This window comes from Ruegeria sp., assembly GCF_040830605.1.
Taxonomy (GTDB): domain Bacteria; phylum Pseudomonadota; class Alphaproteobacteria; order Rhodobacterales; family Rhodobacteraceae; genus Ruegeria.
The window spans coordinates 245,876-257,600 of the sequence record NZ_JBFOMD010000001.1 but is presented as its reverse complement, the minus strand read 5'-3'; the positions used below and the strand labels follow the sequence as shown (position 1 = coordinate 257,600).

At 62.7% G+C, this 11,725-nt stretch carries 15 protein-coding genes; 12 read left to right on the top strand and 3 right to left on the bottom strand.

The genetic code is table 11. The annotated features are described in order from the left end of the window. Positions 1-30 precede the first annotated feature (30 nt). Both AB3N21_RS01165 and AB3N21_RS01160 read left to right on the top strand, forming a co-directional pair. Positions 31-897, top strand: coding sequence for a hypothetical protein (locus AB3N21_RS01165; RefSeq protein WP_367933490.1), 867 nt, complete (start codon positions 31-33; stop codon positions 895-897). A 51-nt stretch (positions 898-948) separates the two neighbouring features. Beyond that, a complete protein-coding gene (locus AB3N21_RS01160) occupies positions 949-1,305 on the top strand; it encodes a hypothetical protein (protein WP_367933489.1) in 357 nt (118 codons plus the stop codon). Between the two features lie 13 nt (positions 1,306-1,318). On the opposite strand, the gene AB3N21_RS01155 is transcribed toward AB3N21_RS01160, so the two are convergent. After that, entirely contained in the window at positions 1,319-2,116 is a 798-nt protein-coding gene (locus AB3N21_RS01155) for a phytanoyl-CoA dioxygenase family protein (RefSeq protein ID WP_367933488.1), read from the bottom strand. 89 nt (positions 2,117-2,205) lie between these two features. Between AB3N21_RS01155 and AB3N21_RS01150 the strand changes: the two genes are divergently transcribed. After that, on the top strand, positions 2,206-3,102 hold the full coding sequence (locus tag AB3N21_RS01150; RefSeq protein WP_367933487.1) for a LysR family transcriptional regulator: 897 nt from the start codon (positions 2,206-2,208) through the stop codon (positions 3,100-3,102). Here AB3N21_RS01150 and irrA read toward each other — a convergent pair whose 3' ends face one another. After that, entirely contained in the window at positions 3,103-3,522 is a 420-nt protein-coding gene (irrA, locus tag AB3N21_RS01145) for an iron response transcriptional regulator IrrA (protein ID WP_171176813.1), read from the bottom strand. It lies immediately after the preceding gene. 189 nt (positions 3,523-3,711) lie between these two features. On the opposite strand from irrA, the gene fabA reads away from it, so the two are divergent. From fabA to AB3N21_RS01125, 4 genes are read left to right on the top strand one after another with little or no spacing between them, the layout of a single operon-like run. Beyond that, positions 3,712-4,221, top strand: a complete 510-nt coding sequence (gene fabA, locus AB3N21_RS01140; RefSeq protein ID WP_367933486.1) for a bifunctional 3-hydroxydecanoyl-ACP dehydratase/trans-2-decenoyl-ACP isomerase — start codon at positions 3,712-3,714, stop codon at positions 4,219-4,221. 49 nt (positions 4,222-4,270) lie between these two features. Beyond that, complete coding sequence (gene fabB / locus AB3N21_RS01135) at positions 4,271-5,500, top strand: beta-ketoacyl-ACP synthase I (protein WP_367933485.1); 1,230 nt, start codon at positions 4,271-4,273, stop codon at positions 5,498-5,500. 4 nt (positions 5,501-5,504) lie between these two features. Continuing rightward, positions 5,505-6,296: an enoyl-ACP reductase gene (locus AB3N21_RS01130; protein ID WP_367933484.1), complete on the top strand. Its 792-nt coding sequence runs from the start codon at positions 5,505-5,507 to the stop codon at positions 6,294-6,296. Between the two features lie 59 nt (positions 6,297-6,355). After that, positions 6,356-6,763: a hypothetical protein gene (locus AB3N21_RS01125; protein WP_367933483.1), complete on the top strand. Its 408-nt coding sequence runs from the start codon at positions 6,356-6,358 to the stop codon at positions 6,761-6,763. Positions 6,764-6,810: 47 nt separating this feature from the next. On the opposite strand, the gene AB3N21_RS01120 is transcribed toward AB3N21_RS01125, so the two are convergent. Next, entirely contained in the window at positions 6,811-7,239 is a 429-nt protein-coding gene (locus AB3N21_RS01120) for a peptidylprolyl isomerase (RefSeq protein WP_367933482.1), read from the bottom strand. A gap of 129 nt (positions 7,240-7,368) precedes the next feature. On the opposite strand from AB3N21_RS01120, the gene AB3N21_RS01115 reads away from it, so the two are divergent. From AB3N21_RS01115 to AB3N21_RS01095, 5 genes are read left to right on the top strand one after another with little or no spacing between them, the layout of a single operon-like run. Continuing rightward, complete coding sequence (locus AB3N21_RS01115) at positions 7,369-8,055, top strand: haloacid dehalogenase type II (RefSeq protein WP_367933481.1); 687 nt, start codon at positions 7,369-7,371, stop codon at positions 8,053-8,055. Continuing rightward, positions 8,055-8,882: an alpha/beta fold hydrolase gene (locus AB3N21_RS01110; RefSeq protein WP_367933480.1), complete on the top strand. Its 828-nt coding sequence runs from the start codon at positions 8,055-8,057 to the stop codon at positions 8,880-8,882. The genes AB3N21_RS01115 and AB3N21_RS01110 overlap by 1 nt, the downstream gene beginning before the upstream one ends. Next, positions 8,879-9,853: a threonine/serine dehydratase gene (locus AB3N21_RS01105; RefSeq protein WP_367933479.1), complete on the top strand. Its 975-nt coding sequence runs from the start codon at positions 8,879-8,881 to the stop codon at positions 9,851-9,853. Before AB3N21_RS01110 ends, AB3N21_RS01105 begins: the two co-directional genes overlap by 4 nt. Next, complete coding sequence (locus AB3N21_RS01100) at positions 9,850-10,305, top strand: macro domain-containing protein (protein WP_367933478.1); 456 nt, start codon at positions 9,850-9,852, stop codon at positions 10,303-10,305. Before AB3N21_RS01105 ends, AB3N21_RS01100 begins: the two co-directional genes overlap by 4 nt. Before the next feature lie 15 nt (positions 10,306-10,320). Then, on the top strand, positions 10,321-11,520 hold the full coding sequence (locus AB3N21_RS01095) for an endonuclease/exonuclease/phosphatase family protein (RefSeq protein ID WP_367933477.1): 1,200 nt from the start codon (positions 10,321-10,323) through the stop codon (positions 11,518-11,520). The last annotated feature ends 205 nt before the right edge of the window (positions 11,521-11,725 follow it).

Genomic DNA, 11,725 nt, shown 5'->3' with positions numbered 1-11,725 from the left:
AAAGCCAGAAGTTCGCATCAGGACCGCCATATGCGCTATGCCACGCTCGACATTTTTCTGAAAACCGGCGCCGGTGTGCTGGCCAAAGGGCCTGTCGCGATGGTTTTTGTCGAGGACGATGTCGAGGTCGAGGCCACCCTGCACCATCATCTGGACCGCGGCTTCAAGACTGTCCTGGCGTTCATGCCCGACGCCTTTCAACTGCCCGAAGAGGTCGAGGCGCAAATACACCGCATCTCGTTTCAGTGCGGGCCGCGCGAGGTCGTCGTGACCGCGATCAACCAGATCATCGACGCCGCACCGGGCATCTGGATGTACTACTGCTATAACGCCGAGTTTCTGTTCCATCCCTTCTGCGAATCCCGAACTGTCGGAGAGATGCTGGCCTTTCACACCGAGGAACGGCGCGACGCGATGCTGGCCTATGTCATCGACCTCTACGCCGCCGATCTGAATGCGCACCCCAACGCGGTCTCGCGGGACGAGGCGCTGCTGGACAGGTCCGGCTACTACGCCCAATCCCGCTGGGACACGCAGAACAACTGCGCGCTGGACCGGCAACTGGATTTCTTTGGCGGCGTGCGCTGGCGGTTCGAGGAACACATCCCCTTCAACAGCCGCAAGATCGACCGCATCGCGCTCTTCAAATCCAAACCGGGCCTGAAGCTGCTTGCGAACCACACGTTCAACGAGCCGGAGTACAACACCTATGCCTGCCCCTGGCACCACAACCTGACGGCGGCCATCTGTTCCTTCCGCACCGCCAAGGCGCTCAAGCGCAACCCCGGCTCGGCCTTCGAGATTCAGAGCTTTCGCTGGCGCAATTCGGTTCCGTTCGACTGGACTTCGGGTCAGTTGCTGGATCTGGGGCTGATGGAACCGGGGCAGTGGTTCTGAACTGAGCCTGATTGCAGAAAATTTGGAAGCGCACCTGACAGGAGTTGATCCTTGCGGAAGAAATACACAAAGAACCTAACCAAACTCACCTATTTCGGAATTGATGAGAACATCCCGGCGGGCGAAACAGTCGAAGTTAATCTACGTGATCTATTGAAGGTGCATGCGACACTTCAGGAGTTAAACCGCTTTTTTCATCAGCCACTCCACTACGACAGCTTGGAGGACGTTGAGGAGTATTTGGGAACATATCGCAGCAACCGTGCCCTGAGGCTAATAAACGTCGCGCGCGGTCAGCTCATGCGCCACATGTTTCCGAAAAAGTTAGAGCAGATGTTTGACGAGGGCGTTTTTGACCCCCCCGAGAGGCCATATTACTTTCGTGCGCGCAGGAAGCGCAAAGCTTAAGAACTCCTGGCTTTCATCGCCTCAAGAGAATCGGGAACCAATCCTCGCGCAGGCGTTGGCCCGGCTGCATGTCGTGGCCGGGATAAGGCGGCGAGGTGCGGCCCGGGCGCTCGACATAGCGCGCGTCGTCGCCCACCAGACGCAGCGAAAATGCACGGCGGCGTGACGGCGACGTGTTGCCACGCGCGCCGTGCAGGATGCGATAGTTGAAGGCCACGGCGTCGCCCGGCTCCATCTCGAACTCGGCGATCTTCATCCCTTCGGCGTCGGGATCAGGGATTGGCATGTACTGGCCTTCGTCCGGAAAGAACCCCTCTTCCGAAACCCAGCGGGTCGGCAGCACCTCTTTCTCCCACAGATGCGAGCCCGCCACGCAGCGCAGCGTCGCCTCTTTCACCGGATCGAGCGGCGACCAGAAGCTGACGGTCTGCTGCCCCTCGACAAAGTAATATGGCCCGTCCTGATGCCAGGGCGTCGCCATCGAGGTGCCGGGTTCCTTGACTAGCACGTGATCATGGAACATCTGCACGCTGTCCGATTGCATCAGGTCGGCCGCAACCTCTGCGGCCGGAGAGGTTTCGATCACCTCGCGAAACTGCAGGATGCGGGTCCAGTTGCAGTAGTCATCGAAGAACCGCCCGGTCTCACCCTCTTTCTTGTTTTCCGAAGCATACGGCCCCGGCTCGGCCATGTTCGCATCGATACCCGCGCGCAGGGTGTCGACATGATCGGAAAAAAGGCCGCGCACCAGAACGACGCCATCGCGCTGATAGGTGTCGATCATCTCGGGGGTGACGAGCGGATGGGGCATGGGGGCCTCCGAATGGCTGTTGGCCCGGTGATTTGCCCATAGTTGCAATTCGTGTTCAAATCATATCTCCGAAAAACGAACATAACCTGATGTTATATCTGACACTCCGCCACTACGAATATGTCTGCGCCATCGGACGGCAGGGCAGCCTGTCGGCGGCGGCAGGGCAGCTCAATGTCTCGCAACCCGCCCTGTCGGCAGCGCTGACCCGGATCGAGGCGCATCTGGGCCATCCCCTGTTCATCCGCCGCCGCGGCGCGGCCATGGCGGTGACGCCGCAGGGGCGGCGCTTCATCGACGAGGCCGAAGCGCTGCTGGCCCGCGCCGCCCGGATCGAAGACCCGGCCCACCCCCGCCCCGCCGCGCGCCGTTTGCGACTGGGATGTTTCGTCGATCTGGCCCCATTCCAGTTGGCCCCTGCCCTGCACGGCCTGCGCGTTGCGTTACCGGATGCGACCGTCACCTATCGGGCAGACGGGTTCGAGGCGCTGATCTCGGCCATGCTGAAAGGGCAGATCGACATCGCGCTGACCTATGATCTGGGCATGGATGCGGGGTTTGCGCGGCAACGGCTGTTCGAAAGCCACCCCAACGCGCTGGTAGCCCCGGATCACCCGCTGAACGAACAGGGCCGGATTTCATTGGAGACCCTGACCTCCCATCCACTGATCCTGTCCGAGGAGGGTCTGTCAGCCCAACACGTACTGGGCCTCTTCCGCCGCAAGGGGCTGAACCCGGTTGTGGCGCATCGGGCGGCCTCGCTGGAAATCCTGCGCAGCCTCGCCGCGCATGGTGAAGGGGTCGGTGTCAGTTATACCAACCCGCCCGCCGCCGCCAGCTATGACGGCAAGCCGCTTGTCAGCCTGCCTATCCCGGACCCCGAGGCGCGCGAATCCGTGGTGCTGGCCCGACATGGAACCGGCCCTGCCGATCCGCTGGTGGCAGAAGCGACGGAGGTACTATCGGAAATGTTCAGGCAGGACTGATCAGGCCTTGCGGCGCAGGCGGATCACCACATCGACCGAGGCGATCTCGACCCCGTCCGGAGCTTCGGGCAGCCGCTGGATCACCAGCTGCTCGGACGGAGCATCCGACAGCCGCCCCTCATCCTCCCAGAAGAAATGCGGATGGTCGTGGGTGTTGGTGTCGAAATAGCTTTTCGAGCCATCCACCGTGATCTCCTGCAACACGCCCGCGTCGCAGAAGGCACGCAGCGTGTTGTAGACGGTGGCAAGCGAGACGGCGGCGCCGGTGGACTTGGCGGCTTCGAACAGGCTCTCGGCGGTCACGTGGCGATGCTTGCCGTCGCCAACCAGCAATTCGGCCAGCGCAACACGCTGCCGGGTCGGTCGCAGACCGGCAGTGACCAACCAATCGGTGGCGATTTCCTGGCTCTGTGGCGTCATGACTTATCATCCGCGTTTCGCTGACAGTATATATAAGGCGCCCCCGGGCGGAAATTCAAATGAAATTCATTCGCAACGGTTGGCTTTACAGTCACGACATAGAGCGTGGCCGCTCTTGCAGGACCTTGCGCACGGGTGCTAGAGGGGGCCTGATACGACGGACAGAACCATGGCAGGAGAGGCGGCAGAATGGCCCAATTCCCGAGCAGCTTTGACAAGGACGATCTGCTGAAATGCGCCCGCGGCGAGTTATTTGGCCCCGGCAACGCACAGCTGCCCGCCCCGCCGATGCTGATGATGGACCGGATCACCGATATCTCCGGCGATGGCGGTGCCCATGGCAAGGGCCATGTGGTGGCCGAATTCGACATCACACCGGAGCTTTGGTTTTTTGACTGCCATTTCCCCGGCAACCCGATCATGCCCGGCTGCCTGGGTCTGGACGGGTTGTGGCAGCTGACCGGTTTCAACCTGGGCTGGCGCGGCTGGCAGGGGCGCGGCTATGCGCTGGGTGTGGGCGAGGTCAAGCTGACCGGCATGGTCCGCCCGGACCGCAAGATGCTGACCTACCACATCGATTTCACCAAGGCGCTGCAGACCCGCCGCCTGACCATGGGTGTGGCGGATGGCCGGGTCGAGGCCGATGGCGAGTTGATCTATCAGGTCAAAGACATGAAGGTTGCATTGTCGGAAAGCTGACCCCAGCTTGACCGGCGGGCACTAGGGAACGGAACACAGGAGTACGCTTATGCGTCGCGTCGTCGTCACCGGTCTGGGGATCGTCTCCTCTATCGGGAACAATGCCGAAGAGGTCACCGCATCGCTCAGGGCCGGGAAATCCGGCATCGAAGCGAACGCGCAGATGGTCGAGCATGGCTTTCGCAGTCAGATCGCCGGATCGCTGAAGATCGACGTGACCGAGCATGTGGACAAGCGTACCCTGCGCTTTATGGGCCCCGGCGCGGCTTATGCCCATATCGCCATGAGCCAGGCGATTGCCGATTCCGGTCTGAGCGAAGATCAGGTGGTCAATCCGCGCACCGGGCTGGTGGCCGGATCCGGCGGCCCCTCGACCAGCGCCATGCTGACCGCGCATCAGACGGTTTTGAAAAACGGCGCGACCAAGCGGATCGGACCCTTTGCGGTGCCGAAATGCATGTGTTCGACCATATCCGCGAACCTCGCGACGGCGTTCAAGATCAAGGGCATCAACTACTCGATCACCTCGGCATGCTCCACCTCGCTGCATTGCATCGGCAATGCGGCGGAACAGATCATGCTGGGCAAGCAGGACGTGATGTTTGCAGGCGGCGGCGAGGAGTTGGACTGGACCCTCTCCTGCCTGTTCGACGCTATGGGCGCGATGTCGTCGAAATACAACGACACGCCCGAGAAAGCGTCGCGCGCCTTCGACCAGGATCGCGACGGTTTCGTGATCTCCGGCGGTGGCGGCATCGTGGTGCTGGAAGAGTTGGAACACGCGAAGGCGCGCGGCGCCAAGATCTATGCCGAGGTGACCGGCTATGCAGCCACTTCGGACGGGCATGACATGGTGGCCCCATCAGGCGAGGGCGGCGAACGCGCCATGCGGCTGGCGCTGGCCACCCTGCCCGAGGACCGCAAGGTCTCGTACATCAACGCGCACGGCACCTCGACCCCGGTGGGCGACGTGGGCGAGGTCGAAGCCGTGCGCCGCATCTTCGGCGAGGGCAACGTGCCGCCGATCTCCTCGACCAAATCCATGACCGGGCACGCGCAGGGTGCGGCGGGCGCGCTCGAGGCGATCTTTTGCCTGCTGATGCTGCGGGGTGACTTCATCACGCCGTCGATCAATGTCGACACGCTGGCTGAGGGCATCCATCCCGGCGAAGTCGCAACCGAGGTTGTCGAAAACGCCGGTCTGGACAGTGTCATGACCAACAGCTTCGGCTTTGGCGGCACCAACGGGTCAATGGTCCTTTCCAAGTATCACGGGTGAAAAAATGTCGGATCTTATGAAAGGCAAACGCGGCCTGATCATGGGGGTGGCCAACGACCGCTCCATCGCCTGGGGTATCGCCAAGGCCATGCACGAAGCCGGTGCCGAGCTGGCATTCACCTATCAGGGCGAAGCGTTCGGCAAACGGCTGGAGCCGCTGGCCCAGAGCGTCGGCAGCGATTTCATGGTGGACGCGGATGTGACCGACGACGCCTCGCTGGACCGCGCCTTTGACGAACTGGCAGCGCGTTGGCCCACCATCGACTTCGTGGTCCATGCGATTGCCTATTCGGACAAGTCCGAGCTGACGGGCCGGTTCCTGAACACCACACGGGCGAATTTCAAGCATTCGATGGATGTCTCGGCTTATTCCTTCATCGAGGTGGCGCGCCGTGCATACCCGCTGATGAAAGACAATGGCGGCTCGCTGCTGACGCTGACCTATCAGGGTTCGAACCGGGTGGTTCCGAATTACAACGTGATGGGCGTGGCCAAGGCGGCGCTGGAATCGGCGACCCGCTATCTGGCCAACGACCTTGGCCCTGACGGCATCCGCGTCAACGCGATCTCGCCTGGCCCGATGAAAACGCTGGCCGGTGCCGCCATCGGTGGCGCGCGCAGAACCTACAAGTTCTGTGACCAGAACGCGCCCATGCGCTCGAACGCCACGCTCGAAGCGGTGGGCGGTACGGCCGTCTACCTGACCTCGGATGCAGGCGCCTGCACCTCGGGTGAGATCATCCGGGTTGACGGCGGTTTCCACGTTCTGGGCATGCCACAGCCGGACTCAATGTGACCTGATCTTTCCCCGGGCTTGCCAAGTTTTGACCACACTCGCTTGGCAGGCTCGATGCTATGGCACAGGTAGATACGGAATTTGACACCCCCACAAATCAACCCTCGATAAGGGCCGGAACGGTCATGCGCCTCATGCTTCTGCTGATGTGCGGCGCGATGATGGGACTCGTCGTTTTGTCCCTGCCCTCGGTGAGACTCCAAATCAGCAGTCTCGCGGGTTTTTCCACGACAACCGAAGCGCCCACTGCGGCCATGATTGCCGAAGCACCTGCCGTCGAAGTCTCGGTTGCCGATGTCGTTTCATCCGAAGCGCCTGCCGACTCCAAAGCGTCCGCAATCACGCTCAACTGGGACCTGTCGCCGGATTTCGGCGGTGATTCCGCGTCCGACCCGGAAATCCAGGTCAGCCAGAACACCAATACCAAGGTCACGATCCGGCATGGCGTGACCGTTATCGGAGACTGAGGCGTTTCCGCGATCAGCCGAAACGCCACCGCGCCGCAGTCAACGCATCAGTTGATCGACACCACTTCGATATCAAAGATCAGGTCCTGCCCGGCCAGTGGGTGATTGGCATCCAGCGTCACCGTTGCCTCGTCCACCTCGACCACCGTCACCGGCAGGGCCTGCCCTTCCGGCGTCTGCATCTGTAACTGTGTGCCGAGCTCAAGCGGGATGTCGTCCGGGATGCCTTCACGCGGAATTGCCTGACGCATGGCCGGGTTGATCGGGCCGTAGGCCTCAACACAGGGCACCTCGACCTTCTTCGTGTCACCAACCGTCATACCGGACATGGCCGCATCCAGACCGGCGATGATCTGGCCCGATCCCACCACAAACTCCAACGGATCGCGCCCTTCGGAACTGTCGAAGGTTTTGCCGTCCAGCAGCGTGCCGGTGTAGTGGATGCGAACCGTGTCGCCTTGTTTGATTTCGTTCATGGGGTCTCCGGTCCGTTGCTGAATTGGGTCAAGGCGCCCACCCTAGGAGGTCTCACACCAATGTAAACCCTTGCCCCTTCCCCACCCTGCCCGCCTGTGCAAACCTGCGCGCGAAAAGGGGAGAGGACGATGCCGATCACAACCTGCATTTTCGATGCCTACGGCACGCTGTTCGATGTAGCGGCCGCCGCCCGTCAGGCGGCTGCCGAGCCGGACCACGACGCGCTGCGCGACAGGTGGCCGGAATTGGCGAACCACTGGCGCCTCAAGCAGTTGCAATACACTTGGCTGCGGGCGATCACCGATGCGCATACCGATTTCTGGGAGGTGACGCAGAACGGGCTGGACTGGGCATTGGAAGCGACCGGCTTGGACGGAGACGCCGCCCTGCGCCAGCGACTGCTGGATCTTTATTGGGAGTTGCAGGCCTACCCCGAGGTGCCCGAAATGCTGCGCGCGCTGAAGACGGCGGGCAAGCAGACAGCGATCCTGTCGAACGGCTCTCCGGCGATGCTGGACGGAGCGGTGCAGTCGGCGGGGATCGGAGACGTTCTGGACGATGTGCTGTCGGTCGAAAGCGTCGGCATCTTCAAACCCGACGCGCGGGTCTACGATCTAGTGCAAGGCCGGTTCGGCGGTTCCCGCGAAGAAGTGCTGTTCGTCAGCTCCAACGGCTGGGACGCGGCCGGCGCCAGCGGCTATGGCTTCACCACTGCCTGGGTCAACCGCGCGAGCGAGCCGATGGACCGCTTGCCGTGGACGCCTGCCCATGTACTGTCCGATCTGACAACGATTCCGCAACTTGCAGGGGCCTGATGGCGTTCTTCACCACTTCCGACGGCAAGCAGCTTTATTTCGAGGATACCGGGAGGGGCCAGCCGCTGTTGTGCCTGCCCGGGCTGACCCGTTGCAGCCGCGATTTTTCGTTTCTCGCGCCGCATGTCACCGACCTGCGGATGATCGCGATGGACTACCGGGGGCGCGGACGGTCGGATTATGACCCCGACCACATGAATTACAACATCCTGCGAGAGGCGCAGGATGTGATCGAATTGCTGGACCATCTGGCACTGGAGCGGGTCACCATTCTCGGCACCTCGCGTGGCGGGCTGATCGCCCTGACGCTGGCCGCTGGCCACCCGCAGCGGCTGGCCGGGGTAATCCTGAACGACGTGGGGCCGGTGGTCGAACTGGCAGGCATTGCCCGGATCATGGAATACGTGGGCAAAGCGCCCACCTCGAAAACCCACGATGAGGCAGCACATCTGCTCAAGGACGCCGCAGCGTCGCAATTCCCCGGCGTGCCGCTGGAGGTCTGGCGTAAACAGGCCGAAATCCAGTATGACGCCACGCCCGACGGGTTGAAACTGCGTTACGATCCGGCGCTTTATACCGCACTGGTCGAGCAGGCCGCCGCCGGACCGCCCCCGGACCTGTGGCCTCTCTTCGACGCCCTGAACGGCATTCCCACCGGCGTGATCCGGGGCGCCAATTCCGATATCCTCGGGCCCGCAACACTGGCCGAGATGCACGCCCGTCACCTAGGCCTGATCTCGGCTAACGTGCCGGATCGTGGCCACATGCCGTTTCTCGACGAACCGCAATCCCTCGACATCATCCGCCGCGTTCTGGAGGCTGCATGAGCTCCTTGCAAATGATCGAAGCCGCCGCCGAACGGTTGAACAGCCACGCCCGACGCACGCCGCTGCTGAGCTCCCCGTTTCTGGACGAGATCGCCGGACGGCAGGTGCTGGTGAAACCGGAATGCCTGCAACATACCGGCAGCTTCAAGTTCCGCGGCGCCTGGTCGGCAGTCTCGGCGCTGGATCAGGATAGCCGCCAGCGCGGTGTTATCGCCTTTTCCTCGGGCAACCATGCCCAGGGCGTGGCGATGGCGGCGGCGAAACACGGTGTGGCGGCAGTGATCGTCATGCCCTCGGACGCGCCGCAGCTCAAGATCGACAACACCCGCGCGCTGGGGGCCGAGGTGGTGCTTTACGACCGTGCCAGCGAAAGCCGGGAAGAGATCGGTGCGGCGCTGGCTGCCGAACGCGGCCTGACCCTGATCAAGCCTTATGACGAGCCGCAGGTGATCGCCGGACAGGGCACCACCGGGTTGGAAATCGCCCAACAGGCGGCAGAACTGGGCGTGACTGAAGCAGATGTGCTGATCTGTTGCGGCGGCGGCGGGCTGACCTCTGGCATCGCGCTGGCATTCGAGGGGCACGCGCCCGGGCTGCGACCCCGGCCATGCGAGCCCGAAGGCTTTGACGATGTGAAACGCTCGCTGCTCTCGGGCGGGATCGAACGCAACAACCGGACCTCGGGCAATATCTGCGACGCGATCCTGACGCCCGCGCCGGGGCAGATCACGTTCCCGATCCTCAAACGCCTCTGCGGCCCCGGCCTGAGCGTGTCCGAAGACGAGGCGATGCAGGCGATGTCACTGGCCTTCAACCGGCTCAAGATCGTGCTGGAGCCGGGCGGCGCCGTCGCCCTCGCCTCGGCTCTCTTCCGCCGCGACGAGATTGAAGGTGATGCGGTGATCGCGGTGGCCTCGGGTGGCAACGTGGACCCGGACGTCTTTCGCACGGCCTTGGAGCGGCACCCATGAACCGGCGCGAGGGAGACCTGATCGCGCTGGCCCTGCAGCGCGAATTCGACGTGATCGTGCACGGCTGCAACTGCTTTCACACCATGGATGCGGGCGTCGCCAAATTCATTGCCCGCACCTTCCCTGAGGCGCTGGCCGCCGACCGGGCCACCGAACATGGCAGCCGCACCAAGCTGGGCACGGTCTCCGTCGCCCAGACCATCCGTGACGGCCATGAAATCACCATCGTCAACGCCTATACCCAGCACCATTGGCGCGGAACCGGACGGCTGGTGGACTACGACGCCCTGAGTACCTGTTTCGGCCTTATCGCCCGGCGCTTTCCCGCCGCCCGCATCGGCTATCCCATGATTGGTGCGGGGCTGGCGGGCGGCGACTGGGACGAAATTGCACCTATGATCGACACCGCCCTGACCGGGCTCGACCACACACTGGTCGTCCTCCCTTCCTGACACGCGGAGCCTCTTTTGACCCGTTTCACCATCGCCTCGTTCAACGTCAAGAACCTGATCGGACCGGATCAGGAGTATTACGAGTTCCAAAGCTACACGCCCGAGGAGTATGCGTGGAAACAGGACTGGCTGGCCGATCAATTGCTGACCATGGATGCCGACATCGTGGGCTTTCAGGAAATCTTCGACGAGGCCCCCCTGCGCGACCTGATCGAGGAAACCGACAAGCGCGGGGCCGAGGCTAATGCGGCCACGGTCCCCGGCCCCTCCAAGCGCTATCACAAGCGGGCGATTTTCCGGAAACTGGCCTTTGGCGGTTATGGCGAGGCGGCACTGGCCTTTGCCCCGAACGCCTCGGACAGCGGTGAGCCCGGCCGACGCCGCCCCGGCCTCGCAATACTGTCGCGCAACGGGTTCGAGGGCACGCCCGAGATCATCCAGACCCTCCCCGAACCGCTGACCATCCCGATGTCGGCCTTGGGTGGTGGCTCGGATGCGGGGCATTACACAATCCGCCGCACCTCGCGCCCCATTCTCAAGGCGCGCATCCCGGTGGGCGACACCGTGATCACCGTGTTCAACTGCCACCTCAAATCCAAGCTGGGCGAGTACATCACCCCCGAAGGCGCCGACTTCGCGCCCGAGGCCGACCTGACCAACTACGACCCGCTGGGCCGCGCCATGGGCTCGCTGCGCGCCGCCCTGCGCCGGATGGCCGAGGCGTGGCTCTTGCGGCGCGAGATCGTGGCCGAGCTGGAACGGGGTCACCCGGTCATGGTTCTGGGCGATTTCAACGATGGCGAACATGCGGTGAGTTCCGAGATCATCTCGGGCGAGGTGCCGTTCAAGAACTACTCATGGATGCTGCGCCATGACGCCAGCCACGCCAATGACCGCTACACGCGAGAAGAGAACCGCCAGATCACCGAAGACGTGGATCGCCTGCGCCTGCGCTCGGCGGAAAAGATGTTCGTCCGCAAATCCCTGCGCGACATGGTCTACACCTCGGCCTTCGGCGGCATCTACGAAAGCATCGACCAGATCTACATGTCGCGCCATTTCGATGGCACCCATGGTGGGGCCATCGGCGAGATGGACTACTACAGCGTCTTCAACGACCACCTGACCGACGGCAGCCACCCCGAGGCGCCCTACAACAAGCTCGCCTCGGATCACGGCCAGATCATGGCGCATATCCGGCTGGGTGAGGATTAGGGCCGGAGGCGCGGGTAGTGGATCAACGGGCCATGGATGAGCACGATGGAAGGGCCACTGGAAAATACAGTCGAATGGCAACTCCGAGCCCGAAGTGTAACGAACCCTTGGTTAAAATGCTGCACAGTGAAGGCAATGTCTGTATCGGAAAAAAGCAGGCTCTTCGCGCTTCATCGTCATAGTCGCGCCATAATACTGGCGGAAT

Coding starts and splice junctions, on each gene's coding strand:
- AB3N21_RS01130 (WP_367933484.1), top strand. CDS start 5,505: ATGTCGGATCTTATGAAAGGCAAACGCGGCCTGATCATGGGGGTGGCC.
- AB3N21_RS01115 (WP_367933481.1), top strand. CDS start 7,369: ATGCCGATCACAACCTGCATTTTCGATGCCTACGGCACGCTGTTCGAT.
- AB3N21_RS01150 (WP_367933487.1), top strand. CDS start 2,206: ATGTTATATCTGACACTCCGCCACTACGAATATGTCTGCGCCATCGGA.
- AB3N21_RS01100 (WP_367933478.1), top strand. CDS start 9,850: ATGAACCGGCGCGAGGGAGACCTGATCGCGCTGGCCCTGCAGCGCGAA.
- AB3N21_RS01105 (WP_367933479.1), top strand. CDS start 8,879: ATGAGCTCCTTGCAAATGATCGAAGCCGCCGCCGAACGGTTGAACAGC.
- AB3N21_RS01125 (WP_367933483.1), top strand. CDS start 6,356: ATGGCACAGGTAGATACGGAATTTGACACCCCCACAAATCAACCCTCG.
- fabA (WP_367933486.1), top strand. CDS start 3,712: ATGGCCCAATTCCCGAGCAGCTTTGACAAGGACGATCTGCTGAAATGC.
- AB3N21_RS01110 (WP_367933480.1), top strand. CDS start 8,055: ATGGCGTTCTTCACCACTTCCGACGGCAAGCAGCTTTATTTCGAGGAT.
- irrA (WP_171176813.1), bottom strand. CDS start 3,522: ATGACGCCACAGAGCCAGGAAATCGCCACCGATTGGTTGGTCACTGCC.
- fabB (WP_367933485.1), top strand. CDS start 4,271: ATGCGTCGCGTCGTCGTCACCGGTCTGGGGATCGTCTCCTCTATCGGG.
- AB3N21_RS01155 (WP_367933488.1), bottom strand. CDS start 2,116: ATGCCCCATCCGCTCGTCACCCCCGAGATGATCGACACCTATCAGCGC.
- AB3N21_RS01120 (WP_367933482.1), bottom strand. CDS start 7,239: ATGAACGAAATCAAACAAGGCGACACGGTTCGCATCCACTACACCGGC.
- AB3N21_RS01165 (WP_367933490.1), top strand. CDS start 31: ATGCGCTATGCCACGCTCGACATTTTTCTGAAAACCGGCGCCGGTGTG.